The sequence below is a fragment of the Paenibacillus sp. FSL R5-0519 genome, assembly GCF_037974275.1.
Lineage (GTDB): Bacteria > Bacillota > Bacilli > Paenibacillales > Paenibacillaceae > Paenibacillus.
Map to the genome: position 1 here is coordinate 5,073,594 of NZ_CP150234.1, position 18,887 is coordinate 5,092,480.

At 45.1% G+C, this 18,887-nt stretch carries 17 protein-coding genes; 3 read left to right on the forward strand and 14 right to left on the reverse strand.

The window, feature by feature from the left end:
- Positions 1 to 210 precede the first annotated feature (210 nt).
- Both MKY73_RS22965 and MKY73_RS22970 read right to left on the reverse strand, forming a co-directional pair.
- Positions 211 to 1,377, reverse strand: coding sequence for a hypothetical protein (locus tag MKY73_RS22965; RefSeq protein ID WP_339303602.1), 1,167 nt, complete (start codon positions 1,375 to 1,377; stop codon positions 211 to 213).
- Positions 1,378 to 1,439: 62 nt separating this feature from the next.
- Entirely contained in the window at positions 1,440 to 2,660 is a 1,221-nt protein-coding gene (locus tag MKY73_RS22970) for an amidohydrolase family protein (RefSeq protein WP_339303603.1), read from the reverse strand.
- 485 nt (positions 2,661 to 3,145) lie between these two features.
- Here MKY73_RS22970 and MKY73_RS22975 point away from each other — a divergent pair, with 485 nt between their 5' ends.
- A complete protein-coding gene (locus MKY73_RS22975) occupies positions 3,146 to 5,200 on the forward strand; it encodes a helix-turn-helix domain-containing protein (RefSeq protein WP_339303604.1) in 2,055 nt (684 codons plus the stop codon).
- 5 nt (positions 5,201 to 5,205) lie between these two features.
- On the opposite strand, the gene MKY73_RS22980 is transcribed toward MKY73_RS22975, so the two are convergent.
- Positions 5,206 to 6,039: an AraC family transcriptional regulator gene (locus tag MKY73_RS22980; RefSeq protein ID WP_339240326.1), complete on the reverse strand. Its 834-nt coding sequence runs from the start codon at positions 6,037 to 6,039 to the stop codon at positions 5,206 to 5,208.
- Positions 6,040 to 6,165: 126 nt separating this feature from the next.
- Here MKY73_RS22980 and MKY73_RS22985 point away from each other — a divergent pair, with 126 nt between their 5' ends.
- Entirely contained in the window at positions 6,166 to 9,285 is a 3,120-nt protein-coding gene (locus MKY73_RS22985) for a glycoside hydrolase family 2 TIM barrel-domain containing protein (protein ID WP_339303605.1), read from the forward strand.
- Between the two features lie 93 nt (positions 9,286 to 9,378).
- On the forward strand, positions 9,379 to 10,146 hold the full coding sequence (locus tag MKY73_RS22990) for a hypothetical protein (protein ID WP_339303606.1): 768 nt from the start codon (positions 9,379 to 9,381) through the stop codon (positions 10,144 to 10,146).
- 113 nt (positions 10,147 to 10,259) lie between these two features.
- Here the strand turns inward: MKY73_RS22990 and MKY73_RS22995 are convergent, their stop codons facing one another.
- The 11 genes from MKY73_RS22995 to MKY73_RS23045 all read right to left on the reverse strand — a co-directional run bounded on the left by MKY73_RS22995 (position 10,260) and on the right by MKY73_RS23045 (position 18,830).
- Complete coding sequence (locus tag MKY73_RS22995; protein ID WP_339303607.1) at positions 10,260 to 10,607, reverse strand: hypothetical protein; 348 nt, start codon at positions 10,605 to 10,607, stop codon at positions 10,260 to 10,262.
- A gap of 70 nt (positions 10,608 to 10,677) precedes the next feature.
- A complete protein-coding gene (locus MKY73_RS23000) occupies positions 10,678 to 11,736 on the reverse strand; it encodes an NAD(P)/FAD-dependent oxidoreductase (RefSeq protein WP_339303608.1) in 1,059 nt (352 codons plus the stop codon).
- 232 nt (positions 11,737 to 11,968) lie between these two features.
- The gene (locus MKY73_RS23005) at positions 11,969 to 12,205 is read right to left on the reverse strand and encodes a hypothetical protein (RefSeq protein WP_339303609.1); all 237 of its coding nucleotides are present in this window, start codon (positions 12,203 to 12,205) and stop codon (positions 11,969 to 11,971) included.
- A 155-nt stretch (positions 12,206 to 12,360) separates the two neighbouring features.
- A complete protein-coding gene (locus MKY73_RS23010; RefSeq protein ID WP_339303610.1) occupies positions 12,361 to 13,080 on the reverse strand; it encodes a hypothetical protein in 720 nt (239 codons plus the stop codon).
- Between the two features lie 291 nt (positions 13,081 to 13,371).
- Positions 13,372 to 15,006: a chaperonin GroEL gene (groL, locus tag MKY73_RS23015; protein ID WP_094939589.1), complete on the reverse strand. Its 1,635-nt coding sequence runs from the start codon at positions 15,004 to 15,006 to the stop codon at positions 13,372 to 13,374.
- Between the two features lie 73 nt (positions 15,007 to 15,079).
- Positions 15,080 to 15,361 (reverse strand): co-chaperone GroES, encoded by a 282-nt coding sequence (gene groES, locus MKY73_RS23020; protein ID WP_153977313.1) that lies wholly within the window; start codon positions 15,359 to 15,361, stop codon positions 15,080 to 15,082.
- A gap of 476 nt (positions 15,362 to 15,837) precedes the next feature.
- Positions 15,838 to 16,620 carry a twin-arginine translocase subunit TatC gene (gene tatC / locus MKY73_RS23025; RefSeq protein ID WP_339240316.1) on the reverse strand — a complete coding sequence of 261 codons (783 nt, stop codon included), beginning with the start codon at positions 16,618 to 16,620 and terminating at the stop codon, positions 15,838 to 15,840.
- A gap of 78 nt (positions 16,621 to 16,698) precedes the next feature.
- Positions 16,699 to 16,947 carry a twin-arginine translocase TatA/TatE family subunit gene (gene tatA / locus MKY73_RS23030; RefSeq protein WP_036611264.1) on the reverse strand — a complete coding sequence of 83 codons (249 nt, stop codon included), beginning with the start codon at positions 16,945 to 16,947 and terminating at the stop codon, positions 16,699 to 16,701.
- A 202-nt stretch (positions 16,948 to 17,149) separates the two neighbouring features.
- Entirely contained in the window at positions 17,150 to 17,635 is a 486-nt protein-coding gene (locus tag MKY73_RS23035; protein ID WP_017690080.1) for a MogA/MoaB family molybdenum cofactor biosynthesis protein, read from the reverse strand.
- Between the two features lie 37 nt (positions 17,636 to 17,672).
- Complete coding sequence (gene moaC / locus MKY73_RS23040; protein WP_223869015.1) at positions 17,673 to 18,176, reverse strand: cyclic pyranopterin monophosphate synthase MoaC; 504 nt, start codon at positions 18,174 to 18,176, stop codon at positions 17,673 to 17,675.
- A gap of 15 nt (positions 18,177 to 18,191) precedes the next feature.
- Positions 18,192 to 18,830, reverse strand: coding sequence for a 5-formyltetrahydrofolate cyclo-ligase (locus tag MKY73_RS23045; RefSeq protein ID WP_339303611.1), 639 nt, complete (start codon positions 18,828 to 18,830; stop codon positions 18,192 to 18,194).
- Positions 18,831 to 18,887 lie beyond the last annotated feature (57 nt).

The following is an 18,887-nucleotide window of genomic DNA, read 5'->3' on the forward strand; positions in this document are numbered from 1 at the left end:
TCTATCATACCATCAACCGCACAAATGAAGAAAAAAAGTGCCCTACCGGAGGACAATCCGATAGGGCCAGTCACACATCTATTTAACACGAGAAGGGGTTTACAAGACTTATCTTACCTTCGTAACCTTAATAGAAACTGAAATTGGGATGAAAAGAACATCAATTTTACTTACCGTGCGTGTTCAAAAAGTCCGTTCTTGAATACTCTCTTAAAGTGTCTTGATCAGTATGGACGCAATTAACACAGATGCTGTTGTGACTGTTGTGAATCCACCCACCAGCATTGGCGTTAAAATCTCATCGAGGATGGCTTTGCGTTCATTTTCATCACGTCCAACCGAACGGCTTACTTCCTCACAGATAATATAGTCCCCCGGAAAACCGAATAGTGCGGTCAGTGCTACAGGCAGACCTTTGAGCGGGTCCCATTTGAACAGCTTGGAACCGACAAATCCACCGATTAGCACCCCAACTACACCGATTGCGATAATGAATAACACCGGAATAATGGAACTAACCACCGCATCGAAAGTGATCGACTCCATACTTGTCATCACGACTACGATCAGACCTGTCATCGCAATCCCCGATGTACTTGCTTTATCCAGCACACGAGATGGGAATAATCCAATCAGATGTCCTAGCACCCCAAGCAACAGAGCCCAGATACTGTAGCTAAGTCCGGTTACATTGCCCAGATAAATGGAGAGACTGCCCATCATGAACAAAAGCAACAGCAGAATAGGTGCAGTTTGGAAACGTTGTGGAAGGAATGTTTTGGCATTCGCTTCTTTAATGTTCACATTGGATTCGCCTGCAACCTTGTTCTCAAAAGCACCCTGCTTTTGTAGGTTCAGCGCATATCTGCGCAGCATGTTGGTTGCAATCGGCATTCCCACGAGAGAGTGAATTCCCAGAATAACGGCTGGTATCGTAATCAGATGCCCCAAGTTCATCTCCTGCAACTTCGTGGTTGTGATCAGATAAGAGATAATGCCACCGACAACCGGACTTGATCCGGCAACAGCCGTAGGATAACCATAGAACGGTGATACGATTAACAGGATAAGACCTGTCGCCGTGAGTGATGCGAACAAAGAGATCAGTATTGCTTTATATTGGGAACGTATTAACTTCAGCGGTATTAATGTGCCCATGTGTACGATCAGCGGAGCCACCATGAGAGCCCCGAACGCAGTGAGAGCGGAGCTCGATACTACTCCTTTGGGAAATAACCCCGCCCAGTTCAGCAGCAAATATCCAATCAGAATCACAAGCAAGGAAGGAATTCGTGCTTTGGACCAGATCGAAACCAGTTCCCCTATAGCTAAAATAACAAGTAATACCGTGGCGATATATATCGGTTGACTAAACATGGTGGCTTCTCCCCATTCTCTATGTTGTCAGTGCAGTACACGCAGAACCATCTTTCTCTTTCTTATTTCAAGCGTTCACCTGATAAATAGACCTGTTCGATATTCTCTGTGTTTTCGAGCAGTCCGATATCCGTTAACGGATTCATATTTAATACCAGCAGATCAGCAGCTTTCCCCGGCTCAATCGTACCGATCTCCGCTTCCATCTGCATCGCTCTTGCTGCATCTCGTGTTGCAGCCACGATCGCTTCCATCGGCGTAAATCCAACATCTTCCACAAGCAATCGCAGTTCGAGTGCATTCCCGCCATGCTCAACAGGTGCACACGTGCAGAAATCTGTCCCTACTGCAATGGTTACGCCTGCCTTACGCGCAATAATCATGTTCTCAATATGCTCCTGATATACACTTTGGGCTTTGCGGATGCCAAATTCGGGAACACCGTATTTATGCCCTTCTTTGATAATCCGATGTACAATGGCCAACGTTGGAACCAGAACCGCCTTTTGATCCAGCATCATGCCAAGGCCTTCTTCATCAATGTAGATTCCGTGTTCAATCGTGCGCACGCCCGCTTCCAGCGCATTTTTGATCCCCTGTGTACCTTGCGCATGTGCAGCCACATATGACTGTACCGCTTCCGCTTCATACACGATCGCCTTCAGCTCATCCAAGCGGAATTGCGACCAACGAGGGTCATCTTTCTCCGAAAGCACCCCGCCTGTGGAACACACTTTAATGAAATCCGCCCCTTCACGGAACTGCGTACGTGTTGCCTTAATCACTTCGGGAACGCCGTCACACACGGTAAACATATTCAGTTCCGTTGGAATCATATGAATATCTGCATGTCCACCCGTCTGCGAGAGCATATGACGGGATGTTTTAATTCGCGGCCCCTTCACCACACCTTCCTTAATCAGATCACGAATGTACACAGCAACGTGGCTGCCTACATCCCTGACGGTTGTAAAACCCGCGTTGATCAGCTTCGGCAGATCCTGAAGCGCTCTCCCCATCTGAAGTTCATTGGCTTCCAGCGCCACCGCAGCCATATTCAAGTTTTTGGCCCCGTGCACATGGACATGGGCATCAATTAATCCGGGCATCACCGTTTTGCCTGTTACATCAACAAGCTTGGCACTTTCCGGAACTGGAACGGTCGCCTTCGCACCCGCAGCTATGAATTTCCCGTTCTCAACCAGGACCACACTATCGGAAACAGCCTCTCCACCTTGTCCATCAATCAACAATGCACCTACAAAAGCAGTAATTTGACTCATCTGTACTCCACCTCATTTTCAGACTTGGTTGCAAGTTCAACTAAAGAATATTTACACTTCCACTCCGATGACAGAATAACCTTCCGATCGCTGTTATCCCCAGATTTTTTTGATCCCCTTCTCCAAAGGGAAAATCCGGGGATAGCGTATGCTTCCGAAGTAGCTTTCTTACGAAAACTTTTAGGCAAACGCTCTGCTTCTTCACGTTATTTCTGTCCTCTCCGTTCTCGTGTAAAAAGTTAAGTTGAACTTCAATATTATTGATTTATAGCTCTATTGCTGTACTACGATAAAATTGTATAGTGTTAAAGTTAATGACATTATATAAGCTGCAAATGTATAATGTCATTGTTGATAGCAACAGCATTTTGATATTTATTATGGTGATATACACAATATCGAATATAAATTACACAGCATAGTGAAGGTCATGTTATATATGTAAGCATTTGCCACCGTGTGAACACGAAAGGAGTACGTTTGCTATGATTCATGAAGCGGTTCGCTCATTTATGGTTCAGGTCTTTGGATCTGCTTCGTACGGAATCTGGATGAAGGACGAATACGATTTCCAATGGAATAACTGGGTGCGCGAAGGAGAGGTACCTGAATATACAGATCAAGAACAGATCGAGCCATCCTGGAAGATTCTCAGGTATACGTTTGATTTCCTGTCCAATATCAACATTCGTGTGGTGATCGATACCCAGAAACAACTCACCCTGCTACAAAGTGAACGTCTGGAGTCCTTGATTCGGGAAGGACTGCTGAAGCAGCAGATCGAGATGGAACGTGCACACAATGATCGATGGTTGACCGGACTGCGGGAGCTGACCTGTTCCCTGGAGTTGAACGACTTGTTATTCAAAATCATGGAGAATGCACTGCATGTCATCCCTTCTCTTTCCTGTGGACTGTTCATGATGGTTGATCCGGACTCTGGCAAGATGATCCCTAGAGCCAAGGTCGGTTTTCAGGATAGTGTGTATCAATATCAGGGCGAGCTGGATGAGGGCATTACGGGAAAAGTATACGAGGAAGGCATTGGCCGAATGTACAGCACACCGGATGATGCCTTTAAGGATATGGGCAATGTCAGTCAGGAGAATGCGGATATCATTGTACGTTCATTGCCTGATGGTGTTATGGCGAAAGGGCTTATCGCCGTTCCTGTGACGATGAACACCCATAAAATCGGAGTGATGCTGGTATACCAATTTGAACAACACAGACGATTTGCCCCACATGATCTGAATGTGATGCAGGGATTCGCGGATCAGGCAGCCATTGCGATCTCCAATGCCACCATGTATTCAGAACTGCTGGAAACGAACCGATATCTCGTTAGCCGCAATGAAATTCATAATCAATTCACGGCCCTTTCCATTGAACATGTGAGCCTTGAACATATCATTGAGACGGTTGGGTCGATGTTGAAGCTTCCTACCTATTATGTGGACATGGCCAGAAATGACTGGTACCCTATTCTCCCAGAAAGTGTCTTTTTAAGTGAGCTAGATATTTACACTGCTCTGGACAGTCAATTTAACCCCATCACCTTATCCGGTGGAACGGATCAAAGCGATTATTACCTATATCCGATTGTGAATGGATCACTGATGCTTGGTTGTTTTGCCATCCAATTAGATCATCCGATAGGTCAGCTGGATCATGTGATTTTGGAACAAGGCGGAGCTATTGTCATGCTGGAGATGATGAACACCTACTCCCTCACCGAAATGTCCTATCGAAAAAACCAGGATTTCTTCAGCGATCTGGTGCAATATAGAGATCCACAGCAGTTGGAGGCACGACTTTCCAGCTTTCAATTGCCAGCCCATCAGTCCTTGTTCGTCGCACAATTGCAGCTCTATGGGGAACATCCCGATATGAAAACCACTGAAAATTGGGTGCGCAAATTGATTGGATTTATCGAAAAGGAACTAGGCACCCGTGAACATCTGTTGTTCAGTGCACATCACAAAATTACGATTCTGGCTGCGGCACCCGAGCCCAAGGTCAGACATTGGATCATCAGCAGGCTGGAATCGGCTGTAGAGAAATGGACCACCTCCAAAACCCCTGCCCTATCTATCGGCATCGGTGGACTTTATCAAGGGCTTGAGTACGTGTCCAAAAGCAATGACGAGGCTACACGCTCGTTATCCTTTTTGCTGAAACAAAACAAAGCGGGCCTGATGCTCTACGAAGAAATCGGGATCAATCGGCTGTTTCTGAATCAGGAACCGTCTGATATTGAGAACTACATTCATGAAATTCTGTCGCCTCTTCAACAGCAAAAATCAGGAGAGCTTGAACTCACACTCAAAACCTACATTGCCGCAAATCGATCTGTGCAAGTCACAGCCGAACGTCTTCATATTCATACCAATACGCTGTACCTGCGTCTGCGCAAAATAGAGGAGATTCTACGCGTGGATCTGAACGATTCCGAGGGTTGGATGAAGGTGTATCTGGCATGTCATTTAAGCGATGTGTACTCTGTTGCCCCTAGGGCAGGTGGAGCATCAAAATTGTAACTTCATCAATTCAGTCCATGCAGTTTGCGAAAACGTTCGGGACTCATGCCTGTATGCCGTTTGAACATCGCACAGAAATAACTGGCGTTCTCGTAACCCACTCGATCAGCCACTTCATAGATTCGCAGCTCTCTCTCACTGAACATAAGTTGTTTGCTCCGATTGATCCGTTCCTGGTTCACGTAAAATACAGGTCTGATATGGAGCGCCTTCTGAAACAGCCTGCACAAATATTGGGGAGATACTACAGCCACATCGGCCAGTTCCTTCAGCGACAATGAACGATCCAGATGCTCTGCAATATAACGCAGCACAGGCTTCAATCGCTCCAGTTCATCATTATAATTGGCGGAAGCGATGAGCATTGGCTTTAGATCCAGCAGCAGGGCATATAATTGTTTGGAGCATTCCACATCGTAATCTGCGTAATCCGTCGTATCCCCATGCTCTCCTCTAACCAGAAGTTGCTCTAGGCCACGTAACAGCGTGGCTTTTCTGAGTCTGCACACGCTTGAACCGGTTATCCCCGCGTAAGATAATAACTGGCTGGCCTCTCTCCCCTGGAACGACACCCAAGCCAGCTCCCAACGATCACTGATGGGCATATATCGATGCGGAATATCAGGATACAGAAAGAAAACGTCTCCCGGGCCGACGATATACTCTTCTTCCTGTATAATCAGTCTCCCCTGGCCATGAATAATCTGATGGATCTGATAATCCGGGAATCCCTCTGGACGCTCGGTTTCATATTGGTGTTCCCAGTAACCAACCGTGGTCATATAGATCGGCAGGCGAGCAGCTTCTTCTGTTTTACCAAAAAAAATCCGGGTATCCATCCAGTACACCCCTTTCTCCATCGTTAGTTTCATATTGTAATATATATGGGCAATATTCTTTATTCTCTAAGTCATCATTCAATTCTATAATGACAATATTATAACATTTCAGAAGGAGTTGCTGTTATGCGAAACAAACTGGTATACACCCCTCCGGCTAATGGATACCCGGAATGGAACAATAATCCTGAGACTTTTCAAGTAGGCCGTCTACCCGCACATGCGTCTATGGTAGCGTTTCCATCTGTAGCAGAAGCGTTATCCAATGAATCCAGTGCATCACCATGGTACGCATCACTGAATGGTCAGTGGAAGTTTGCCTTTGCGGAGACACCGGAGCAACGGATTGCATCCTTTTATGAGAACAACTATGATGCCAGTGACTGGGACGAGATCGCCGTTCCTTCCAACTGGCAGCTACAAGGTTACGATTATCCCCAATATACGAATATGACGTATCCGTGGGTCGAGCGTGAGCCTGAATTGAAGCCACCCTTTGCACCAACGACTTATAATCCGGTGGGTTCGTACATCCGTACGTTTACTGTTCCTGCAGACTGGAAAGACCGGCCTGTCCTGCTGCACTTTGAGGGCGTTGAATCCGCCTTCTATGTATGGGTTAACGGGGAGCTCGTCGGTTATAGCGAGGATACGTTCACACCCGCAGAATTCGATATCACTGCATATCTGACGGAGGGTGAAAACAAGCTGGCTGTAGAGGTATATCGATGGTGTGATGCGAGCTGGCTGGAGAATCAGGATTTCTGGCGGCTAAGCGGCATATTCCGTGGTGTATACCTGCATTCACCTTCACCTGTTCAGATCGCCGATTTCTTTGTTCGCACTGAACTGGATGATGCCTATCAGGATGCGGAGCTGCTGCTGGATGTAAAATTATTCAATCATAACGCGGTGCAGACTACTGCCGGATTGTCCGTTCAGGCACAGCTCTATGATGCACAACAGCAGACTGTATTGAAGCAACCACTTACTGCAGTGGTTAATTTCCAGGGCGAGGATGAACTTTCATTCCAGTTGTCAACAGAGGTTATGAAACCGCTTCTATGGAGCGCCGAGACCCCTCATCTGTATACACTTGTGCTGTCCATTCAGAATGACACAGGTGAAACGCTGGAAGCGGTTCGCAGCAAGATTGGATTCCGCAAGTTTGAACTGAAGGACGGCTTGATGCAAATCAACGGCAAGCGCATTGTATTCAAAGGCGTGAATCGTCATGAATTTTCCCCGGATACCGGTCGAGCCATTGGTCGGGAAGATATGATTCGTGACATCGAGCTGATGAAGTCCTATAACGTTAATGCTGTGCGTACATCCCATTATCCGAATCAGTCCCTCTGGTACGAACTGTGTGATGAGTATGGTCTCTATGTCATTGATGAAACGAATCTGGAGACTCACGGCACGTGGTACTATGGGCAAAAGGAAATGAACGAAAACAATATTCCGGCGAGTAAGCCGGAATGGCGCAACAACGTCATCGATCGCTGTAACTCGATGTTCCAGCGGGACAAAAACCATCCGTCCGTGATTATCTGGTCTCTGGGTAACGAGTCCTTCGGCGGCGATAACTTCATCGCCATGTACGATTATCTGAAACAAGTCGATCCGACCCGTCTCGTTCATTACGAAGGGACTTTCCATTATCGACCTTCCGATTCGGCAAGCGACATTGAATCGACGATGTATATCAGTCCTGAGGATGTGGAGAATTATGCTCGCATGCAAGGACCGAAGAAACCTTATATTATCTGTGAATACAGCCATGCCATGGGTAACTCTTGCGGCGGACTGCATCTGTATTGGGATCTGTTCGATAAATATGAAGTGTTACAGGGTGCATTCATCTGGGACTGGGTCGATCAGTCCATTCGTACCACGACGGCAGACGGAGTAGAATATCTCGCATACGGCGGAGATTTTGGCGAATCCCCTCATGATGGCAATTTCTGCGGAAACGGACTGATTCTGGCCGATAAGACGGTTACACCGAAGCTGGAAGAAGTGAAGAAATGTTATCAGAACGTTCGTATGGAGGCTATTGACGTCAAAGACGGCCTGCTGCGCATCCGAAACCAGTTCCTGTTCACGGATCTGAGCGACTATTCGCTCATATGGACAGTAACACACGATGGTATATCCGTTGAGAACGGCACGTTGGATATTGCGGTACCGCCTGGCGAATCGGCTGAAGTGCGTATCCCTTACACGCCATCATCCGATCTGTTTAAGGAAGCGGTACTGACTGTATCTCTGGTTACCAAAGTTGCAACCACATGGGCAGGAACAGGTCATGAGATTGCCTGGGATCAATTCGTGGTATCTCCGCGACTGCGTCCTTTCCAACCGGTACACCAAGGACAAGGCAATTCGCCACAGGTACAGGAGCTGCAAGATGAATTGAAAGTAGCGACTGGTCAAGTCACGTTGAGCTTTAACCCGACTACTGGCGTGTTAACGTCTTATCAGATCAACAATCAGGAACAATTGCTGGCACCGATCCGGCCGAATTTCTGGAGAGCCATGACAGACAACGATATGGGGAACAAGCTGAATATACGTTCTGCTTTCTGGAGAGATGCTCACGCTACCAGCAGATTAATTCGCTTTGAGCACCATACAGACGAGCAAGGCATTCTCGTGACGACCGATTATACGTGGGATCAACATCCGGGATGTACGTTGTCCATCTCGTACCGCATTGATATGGATGGCATATTGGAAATCAGTCAAACGCTTATTCCAGGCGAGGGCCTACCTGATCTACCAGAGTTCGGTATGTTGCTGCAACTGAATAACAGCCTGGATACAATCTCTTGGTACGGCAGAGGCCCGCATGACAATTACGCAGACCGCCTAACCAGTGCACGTCTCGGCTATTACACAGGTGCGGTTCGAGATCAATTCGTTCCATACCTGAAACCACAAGAGTGTGGTAACAAAACCGATGTACGCTTTGCTGAAATCGCGTCAACAGATGGTCAAAGTGGACTGCACGTTGAAGCTAACATACCATTTGAGATCAATGCGTTGCCGTGGACACCTGAGGAACTCGAAGCCAATGATCATGTGTATAAATTACCTCAGAGTACACAGACTGTCGCCCGCATTAATTACAAACAAATGGGTGTCGGCGGGGATGATAGCTGGGGCGCACGTACCCACGCTGAATACACCTTGCCGGCCAACCGCGCATATCATTTCACCTTTACGGTAAAACCTGTATAACACCAAGCAAGCACTGCTGGCATACTGCCAGCAGTGCTTTTTTTGTTGGGTCGTGAGTATTGTGAGTTTGAACTTTTCCAATGGAACATTATAATGAATGAGGTGCAAACTGAATTGCACCCGTTTAACTATGGAATCAATACAATTTCAAATACCAGTCTATTACGAGGTGAGAATTTGCAATATCTGTTTACCGCTCTTTTCATTCTTGGTTTCATTGCTTTCTTGGGATTTCTTGTTCTGATGATCTTGTCTATGCGTAAAGGTAATAGGTTGCCATTCAAATACATTTTTGTAACGGTGGCCTGTTTTGCGATTGCTTCAATTGGGTTGTATGGCATGCTGACTTTATCTTCGAACTCTGCTCAGTCTGGAGAAGATCAGCCCCCTTCATCTCAGATGGAACTTTCTGGCCTCCATATGACTACCGATGAATTTAAAAACAAGTTTAACAGTGCCGTAGGCAAATACCGATTGAATGGGTTGAGCATTACCCGCTTGGATATACAAGACTCCTCCGAAGGTAGCGGTGCTTTCGAGTATGTCTTTAATGACGAATTGCGTTTGGTTGGTGCACTTAATGCAGATCGGAGCATTCAGAAAATCAGTTTATACTCAACTGGTGACACGAGCCAACCCACAGGTGGAGTTCTGTTGACCGCGATCGCCACACTCATTCTCACAACCCATAGTGAGTACACGTATAACGATGCACAAGATGTCATTCAGGATATCGGTCTATTGGATCGCGATGTGAATCAGTCAGATTTTGATGGGGCAACGGTTCGAGATGGATTGCAATATCGCTTCAGCGTACAGGATCATGAACAATCTACTTTTAAAATCTCTGTTGCGAAGTAAGGCGCAATTGTGAGAAAGGCCGCTCCCATAAGGAACGGCCTAACGCAAGTTATGTAGTGCGTACTATAGAAATGATGAAGTAATGGCCAACCAATGATGAACACCTCCGCTATCTACTCAAAAGTTACAGTCTCGCTTTGATTGTTCCAACTCATTTTAAAGGTAATCGGATCTTTCGTTTTCTCCGCCTCCGTAATTGTTCCCGACATCGTGAACGGTACCCCTTCTTCATCAAGTGATTTCCCCTGTTGTGATAAATTGTTGCCCGTAAGGTCAAACACAAAATCTTTTATACGCTTTTCATCACCGATGTAGGTTATCGTATAGATCCCTGTCGATCTCTGAAGAGATATATTCCAGTTATCGCTCTTTCCGCGGATGATATCATCCGCACCACAAGCTGAGACAATAGATACAAGCACTATAACACAAAGAATGATTGGCAGTTTAAATAATTTCATAAAATCCCTCCTTTTAGGAATATACCCAAAAATGTGAGTTATGATATTCGCTAATCATCCCTAGCATCTACTAGTACAATGTGTCTTGCCTTTGAATCACATGGCTAACGATCTTCTGAGCATCGTACTTGACCCATCCCAACAGTGCTGAGCCCCGTGATGTTTGCCAAGGTAGTCCAATATAGTACAGTCCAGCAACCGGTGATACGCCTCTCTCGTGTATCATTTCACCTTTGGAATCAAAAGCAGTATGGATATCGATCCAACTATCATTTCGCTTAAATCCAGTCGCCCAGATCATATTGTCTATTCGTGTCTCACTCCCATCCTCATATAGGATACGATCATCTATTGCATTAATGGCACGTGGGCGCATGTTAACTTTCCCCTGGGTCATCAATTCTTTTAACTCATAGCCATAGACGTACTCTGGCTGATTCCGCAACCATTTTCCAACCATACGGTCAGCACTTGCACGTAATATTCCGAGCTTTTCGAAATACCAGAATATACTTCGTTTCATGATATGCAATGGCTTAAAGGTAATATTTCGAGCAATGGATATGTATACCTTTTGTCTATCATCTGATGCTAACTCTACAGCGATTTGTGCGCCTGAATTACCTCCGCCTACAACTACTGTTGTGCCAGGGAGCAATTGAGAGCTATCTTGATACTCTGATGAATGAAGCTGAATTACGCTCTCGGATAATGATTTTGCAAAATGAGGAACATTCTTGCTCTGGAAAGGCCCCGTGGCAACGATAATATTGCGCGCTTCAATTATTCCATCATTGGTTTCGGCATAGTACACTTCATCTTGCTTGGAGAGACGGAAGATTTCACAGTTTAACTTTATGGGAAGATGCATTTGCTTTGCGTAACTTTCTAAATAATCTGCAATTTCATCTTTGCTTGGCAGATCATTTTCGTTTCCACCAAGCGGCATTCCCGGTAACCCATCATACATTCGTGGAGTAAAAAGACGCAAAGAATCGTACCGTTTACGCCAAGATTCCCCCACAGATGAGACAGCATCAACGATTAAAAAATTCAACCCCGACTGCTGAAGATAGTATCCTGCTGCCAATCCTGCTTGCCCAGCCCCGATAACCAATACATCATACATATGTATCATCTCCAATATTATTTATGAAGTAATATATGAACACTTATTCATATGTTTATTTTACTTAACAACTATCTGCTTAGCAATAAAAGAAATTATCCATACCTTTTTTTCAAAAAAATGATCATTAAAAAAGACTCCCTTAAGGGAGCCTTTACATATTTCAGGTGTGATTCGAACTATCGTAACTTTGATCCTAAATTGATATGTTATTTTGTTTACCCGTTGATAATTACCTGGTGTATCTGTCAATGTCATCAATCGCAGACTGATGCTCTCTTCTATGATTGTCTTCATGCTGACGAACGTCGTTCTTTAACTTCGCTAAGAATCCCCAGCCCATAAAGGCAAGTAAAAGTACCGTAATCAGTGCATATGCAAAGCTATATAGATTCATAAAGAAGTTAATAAAAATTGCAGCGAGCATCAAGCCCAGAATCAACAATGTCCATTTTGTACCCTTTCTCAAAATCATTTCCTCCTCAAGTCGTTACTGATAAGCTGTCTATGTATCACAGTATATACGAAATCATCGAAGCAAAGTTTTAGTCTTAGAGCTTCCTATTCAGAACACTATATCTAATTTAAATATTCAAAAAATTTAATTAATGGCTCTCCAGTATTTTATAAACTTAAATAAATATCATGTAGAATCTCATTGATCTCCTTCCTCTTTGTATTTTCGTTCCTAAATATTTTGGACCACACTGTATCTTTAAACTTATGAAACAAACGATTAATTATCCCTGTGAAAAATATAGATATAAAGACTGATAATACTAATAAAAGCATAAAAACCACTTTCCATAAAGTTGATCCTAAAAAAATATACTTATATATTATAGGAATTAAATGGTTCCAGAGCGGCAAAATGAATGCTACTACTATACTAGGTGCTAGTAGTGGTGGAAATTTTCTTAAACTAAGTTCATTGATCCGATCTATAAGGTATTCAATTTTTTGTTTTTCATATAATTTATTTCGTTTCAAGTAGCCCACTAAGAGTCCATGTTGCTTCTCTTTGTATTCTTGATTTTTCCAGCCTTCCATTGGATCGGGAAATATTTGATAATTATTATTTAAAATTTTGGTGATTTTAGATACTTGGAATTTTGTTACACATATAATAGCCACAAAAACAACTATAAAAGGTATAAAAAACCAATAATAGATATTATCACTTATCATCTTGTGAATTAGACCAATAATCATTAAAACTGCTGTAATCACATAAGCAAGCCCAAGTAAAGAAATCAAACGACGAAGATACGGTATGTACTTGTAAACCAATCCATAATCTGAAACATTCTCTTCGTAATAGCTTATTAAATTTTTGATAATCATATAATCTCCACGTCAATTAGCATATTTTGTATTACTCATATAGGACAAACTTAAAAGTAAAGCACTAAAAAAATTTTCAGGTTATTGAGACACCTATGTAAAATCATATCATTCTATAAGAATATTATTGCCATTATTACAATAAACCACCATGCCTTAATGAGTTCATTAAGACATGGTGGTTATATTCTTTATCATTTCTAACAGCGGCTGCTTCACGAATTCTCGTCACATCATAACAAGAATTCGCTCTGCCAGGCACATGATGCATTTAAGGTTTTTACACCTTTATTACATCATGCCGCCCATTCCACCCATACCGCCCATGTCAGGCATTCCGCCGCCAGCACCTGCTGGTTCTGGCTTGTCAGCGATAACCGCTTCAGTAGTCAGGAACATTGCTGCTACGGAAGCAGCGTTTTGCAATGCATAACGAGTTACTTTCGCAGGGTCAACGATACCTGCTTCGATCATGTTAACCCACTCGCCAGTCGCAGCGTTGAAGCCTACGCCAGTTTGTTCTTTTTTCAGACGTTCCACGATTACGGAACCTTCTTCGCCAGCGTTAGCTGCGATTGTACGGATTGGTGCTTCCAAAGCGCGCAGGACGATGTTTACGCCTGTTTGCTCGTCACCGGACAGGGCTACGCCTGCAACCGCGTTGTATACGTTCATGAGCGCTGTACCACCACCGGATACGATACCTTCTTCAACCGCAGCGCGAGTTGCGTTCAGGGCATCTTCGATGCGAAGTTTGCGTTCTTTCAATTCTGTTTCAGTAGCCGCACCGACTTTGATTACTGCTACACCGCCGGACAATTTAGCCAGACGTTCTTGCAGTTTCTCTTTGTCGAACTCGGAAGTTGTTTCTTCCAATTGTGTACGGATTTGGCTAACACGTGCATCGATATCGGATTTGTTACCAGCACCGTCAACGATGATTGTGTTTTCTTTGGTTACACGGATTTGACGAGCTGTACCCAGTTGTTCCACAACAGCGGATTTCAGGTCCAGACCCAGTTCTTCCGTGATCAATTGGCCACCAGTGAGGGCAGCGATATCTTGCAGCATTGCTTTACGACGGTCACCGAATCCTGGAGCTTTAACAGCTACAGCATTGAATGTACCACGCAGTTTGTTCACAACCAGCATAGCCAGTGCTTCGCCTTCGATATCTTCAGCGATCAATACCAGCGGTTTGCCTTGTTGAACGATTTTCTCAAGCAATGGCAAGATGTCTTGCGTGCTGGAGATTTTTTTGTCTGTGATCAAGATGTACGGATTGTCCAAAACAGCTTCCATTTTGTCCGTGTCTGTGATCATGTAAGGAGAGATGTATCCACGGTCGAATTGCATACCTTCAACCACTTCAAGCTCCGTAGCGAATCCACGGGATTCTTCTACAGTGATAACACCGTCTTTACCTACTTTTTCCATAGCTTCAGCGATCAGTTCGCCTACTTCTTCGTCAGCTGCAGAGATTGCTGCAACTTGTGCGATGGATTGTTTGGTTTCAACCGGTTTGGAGATGGATTGCAATTCAGCAACCGCAGCTTTAACCGCTTTGTCGATCCCTTTACGGATACCGATTGGGCTAGCACCTGCAGTTACGTTTTTCAGACCTTCTGTGATCAGCGCTTGCGCGAGTACAGTTGCTGTTGTAGTACCGTCACCGGCAACATCGTTGGTTTTAGTAGCTACTTCTTTAACCAGTTGTGCACCCATGTTCTCGAATGCATCTTCCAGTTCGATTTCTTTAGCAATCGTTACACCATCGTTAGTGATGAGCGGGCTTCCGAATTTTTTCTCCAGAACCACGTTACGGCCTTTAGGACCGAGTGTTACTTTTACTGCATTAGCCAATGCATCCACACCACGAAGCATGGAGCGACGAGCGTCTTCACTGAATTTAATGTCTTTAGCCATGTTAAGAAAACCTCCCTAGTTTTTGTTGGAAAATGGTATTGCTATATGGTTCGGTTATCCGATTAAATTTGAATTAGTCGAGAATCGCGTGAATATCGCTTTCTTTCATAATCAAATATTCTTTACCTTCGAACTTGATTTCTGTACCGGCATATTTGGAGAAAATAACGCGATCTCCTTCTTTCACTTCCAGAGCCACACGTACGCCGTCTTTCAATGCTCCAGCACCAACTGCAATGATTCTACCCTCTTGCGGTTTTTCTTTGGCGGAGTCCGGGAGTACGATCCCGAAAGAAGTTGTTTGCTCTTGCTCCAGTGGTTCTACCAATACGCGTTCACCTAAAGGTCTGATCATGAAAAATAGCCTCCTTTTGAAATTATATAACGTTACATTGTAGGTTGTAGCCATATGTATTAGCACTCGACAGTGTTCAGTGCTAACAACCAACTTTATGATACTCAACTTGAAGCATGATTTCAAGTCCTTTTGACGAATTCCTGCGAGAATTTACGTTGAATTTACACGAACATAGCCAAAGTACACCCGCTGTGCCTGGTTCTATGTGGAAATTCACTATTCTTATTTTACGAAATTCTTGAGCCCTTCTGCAACGTTAGCTGACAGTCCCTTTCCCATTGTATCCATTGTTGAACATAATATGCCTGCTTGTCCTGCCTAGCAGTGGAACAATCTACAACAATAGCCCGGAAAAGAACAAACCGTCTTCTCCGGGCACATTACAGTTACTGATCATCCTCATTCACACGCATACCAGTTATACCAGCCATGAATGAGATATCCTGTGTTCCACTTTGATAGCATTTTATGTTCTAACCCGCATGTTTCTTATCCTCGGCACGGACGTAACGGGATTCGATCTCTTCATCGGCCGCAAGCTGCTTGCGGTATACAATTGCGGATAATAACACACTGATCTCATATAACAGAAGCAAGGGAATCATCACCAGCAGATCGGAAATAAAGTCTGGAGGTGTAATCACCACTGCAATGAAGATCAGGACAAAATAAGCAACTCTGCGCATCTTGCGAAGACGAATGGGATTCAGAATCCGCAGTCCTGTCAGAAACATAATAAGCAAAGGAAGCTCGAATAACAGGGACACAGGCAACACAATACCAAACAGGAAGCTGAAATACTGTTTCATCCCGTAGGTTTCCACAAGCCCCATCTTCTCCGTAATCGCTGTTGTAAAGGCGAGTGCCATCGGAAATATAACATAATACGAAAAAGCCATCCCTATAAGAAATAACAGAAATACATAAGGCACATACTTCAGCGTTGCTTTTCGTTCGCGCGGTTTAAGCCCCGGACTAACAAACTTCCAGATCTGATACACCGTAAACGGCAGCGTAATGATAAGTGAAAATAAACCCGCAATCTTCATGTAAATGCCAATCCCGTCCCAGAACGAGAAGGCATGCAATACAAAACCTTTGGCCGACTCTGACTTGGTCAGATATTGGTATACCGGGTCCGCTACAAAAAATCCTGCAATCAGTCCCAGCACAAAAATACTTAATACGTAGATCAGCCGCTTCCGCAGCTCACTCAGATGTTCCGTAATCGACATTTCTTCCATTTGCTGCGTCATGCCTGCCCCCCATTATTGCCAGCTTAAAATACAAAACCCTTCCGGCAGGAAGGGATTTCTCTTTCATTGCCGTCAAGATTATTCCGGCAGGCGTTTATCAGCAGGCTTGTCTGCAGGTGTGCTCTCAGCCGCCAGTGGTTTTGCCTTCTCCTGCTCTTTGCGATTGGACGAGTCATCCTCAGAGATAATCTCGCGAGCGCCCTCTTTGAATTCACGGAAGGTACGCCCAACTGCACGTCCCAGTTCCGGAAGTTTGTTGGGTCCAAACAACAGCAATGCAATCACGGCCAGCAAAATAAAACCCGTTGGTCCAATGGAACTTAACATTGATATTCCTCCTCGTCTCAAGCTTCAAAGATGCGCATATTCGGCCAGATGTTCATAGATGTCTTCTGCGTCGCTCTTAATTTAAGCCCATCATACCACAGATGTAACCACTTACATAACCCGCAATATTCACAAATAAGAGATATTACCCGAACAATGGTTTATGTCTAATCGGATATCATGCACGAGAGTCCGTACTCGCTTATTGCTTGAACTGACCTGTAACCATCAGCAGCGCTTCCGGAAGCTGATCCATAATGGCAGCCAGATGTTCGTGCACACCCTTCGGTGTACCTGGGAGATTGACAATCAGCGTGCGTCCACGAATACCACATACACCACGGAACAGCATGGCAGAACGGTTTTTGCTCATTACACTGTACCGCATGGCCTCTGCCATCCCTGGAACTTCCCGTTCAATTACGCGCCGGGTCGCTTCTGGAGTAATATCACGAATGGCCAGCTCCGTTCCACCGGTAGTCAGCACCAGATCGGCGTGAAAATAATCCGTCATCTCAATCAAAGCCGCAATAATCTCATCGGGTTCATCCGGAACGATACGGTACTCCACGATTTGACCACCCAGCTCTTCTTCCACCAGCTCCCGAATGACTTGTGCACTCGTATCCTCACGTTCCCCGCGGGCTCCTTTGTCACTGGCTGTCAGGATTGCTGTTCTCCACACCATAAAGATCACCCTTCTCCTCTATGAAAATAAATATTGTCTATCGGCTGTAATCACCGTTTTTGCCACCACTCTTGGAATTCAGCATGGTAGGACCGATAATCATATCTTTTTGCATGGCCTTGCACATGTCATAGACCGTCAGTGCTGCAGCCGAGGCAGCCGTGAGGGCCTCCATCTCAACACCCGTCTTACCTTCGGTTTTGACAGTAACTTCAATGTGTAATTCATCCACTCCGTTATCATGAAAACGAATATCCACACCCGTCAGTGCCAGCGGATGGCACATCGGAATCCAGTCCGACGTTTTCTTCGCGCCTTGAATCCCGGCAATCTGAGCAACAGCCAGAACATCACCTTTGCCGATTCGGCCCTCCCGAATCGCTTCCAGTGTATCTGGATTCATCGTCACCTTGGTTACGGCCACAGCCGTACGCACAGTAATTTCCTTACCCGAAATATCAACCATCCGGGCCCGCCCCTGTTCATTAAAATGGGTCAGTTTTCCACCCGAAGCCTGGCCGTTGTTCACTTCTGAACTCAATTACATCACAACCCTTTATTCGATATGTAATATACCTTCGGTTGTTATCAACAGATCCATCCGCAGATCGAGCAGGTCCATCGGGATCTCCTCTTGTAGCTGACCCGGCAATACCATCGCAGCCATCAAAGGTTTCTTGCCAGTTATCACACATGTTGCTGCAAGCGTCTCGGCAAAACGATCATAATAACCGCCACCGTAACCAATACGCCCCCCATGCAGATCATAACCAAGCCCCGGTACCAGGACGAGATCGATATCCGGCCAATCTTCAGGCTTGAGAACTTCACAGGAATCCTTAGGTTCCGGTATCCCCCATATGCCTGGCTCCAGATCCCGTTCTCCGGTCACTCGCCGTAGCTCCATTCGAGGTGGGTTCGCCAACACTTTCGGTGCATACATCACATCTCCATGATTCCAGCCCTCTTGAAAAAGAAAAGCTGTGGATGCTTCGCTTCCATAGGACAGATAACTGAATATGACGAGTGGTCTGTTCATGACCTTACTCTTGGCCTGTCTAAGGCGATCCAGCTCACGCCTCATTCCAACGTTAATCTTAGTCATCGCCTGCTGATGCATGCTCGCATCCATCAGATCACGGCTGTGTCTCAGTCTGGATCGAAGCTGGCTTTTCAGTTCCGCATGATCCTGCATATCCTTGAATAACCTCCTGTTGATAGGGAAGGTACAAAAAGCTTTCATTAAAAACAA

Bases quoted from the DNA above. Each gene is read 5' to 3' on its own strand.
- MKY73_RS22965 (WP_339303602.1), bottom strand. From the start codon at position 1,377: ATGTTTAGTCAACCGATATATATCGCCACGGTATTACTTGTTATTTTA.
- MKY73_RS22970 (WP_339303603.1), bottom strand. From the start codon at position 2,660: ATGAGTCAAATTACTGCTTTTGTAGGTGCATTGTTGATTGATGGACAA.
- MKY73_RS22975 (WP_339303604.1), top strand. From the start codon at position 3,146: ATGATTCATGAAGCGGTTCGCTCATTTATGGTTCAGGTCTTTGGATCT.
- MKY73_RS22980 (WP_339240326.1), bottom strand. From the start codon at position 6,039: ATGGATACCCGGATTTTTTTTGGTAAAACAGAAGAAGCTGCTCGCCTG.
- MKY73_RS22985 (WP_339303605.1), top strand. From the start codon at position 6,166: ATGCGAAACAAACTGGTATACACCCCTCCGGCTAATGGATACCCGGAA.
- MKY73_RS22990 (WP_339303606.1), top strand. From the start codon at position 9,379: ATGAATGAGGTGCAAACTGAATTGCACCCGTTTAACTATGGAATCAAT.
- MKY73_RS22995 (WP_339303607.1), bottom strand. From the start codon at position 10,607: ATGAAATTATTTAAACTGCCAATCATTCTTTGTGTTATAGTGCTTGTA.
- MKY73_RS23000 (WP_339303608.1), bottom strand. From the start codon at position 11,736: ATGTATGATGTATTGGTTATCGGGGCTGGGCAAGCAGGATTGGCAGCA.
- MKY73_RS23010 (WP_339303610.1), bottom strand. From the start codon at position 13,080: ATGATTATCAAAAATTTAATAAGCTATTACGAAGAGAATGTTTCAGAT.
- groL (WP_094939589.1), bottom strand. From the start codon at position 15,006: ATGGCTAAAGACATTAAATTCAGTGAAGACGCTCGTCGCTCCATGCTT.
- groES (WP_153977313.1), bottom strand. From the start codon at position 15,361: ATGATCAGACCTTTAGGTGAACGCGTATTGGTAGAACCACTGGAGCAA.
- tatC (WP_339240316.1), bottom strand. From the start codon at position 16,620: ATGACGCAGCAAATGGAAGAAATGTCGATTACGGAACATCTGAGTGAG.
- tatA (WP_036611264.1), bottom strand. From the start codon at position 16,947: ATGTTAAGTTCCATTGGACCAACGGGTTTTATTTTGCTGGCCGTGATT.
- MKY73_RS23035 (WP_017690080.1), bottom strand. From the start codon at position 17,635: ATGGTGTGGAGAACAGCAATCCTGACAGCCAGTGACAAAGGAGCCCGC.
- MKY73_RS23045 (WP_339303611.1), bottom strand. From the start codon at position 18,830: ATGCAGGATCATGCGGAACTGAAAAGCCAGCTTCGATCCAGACTGAGA.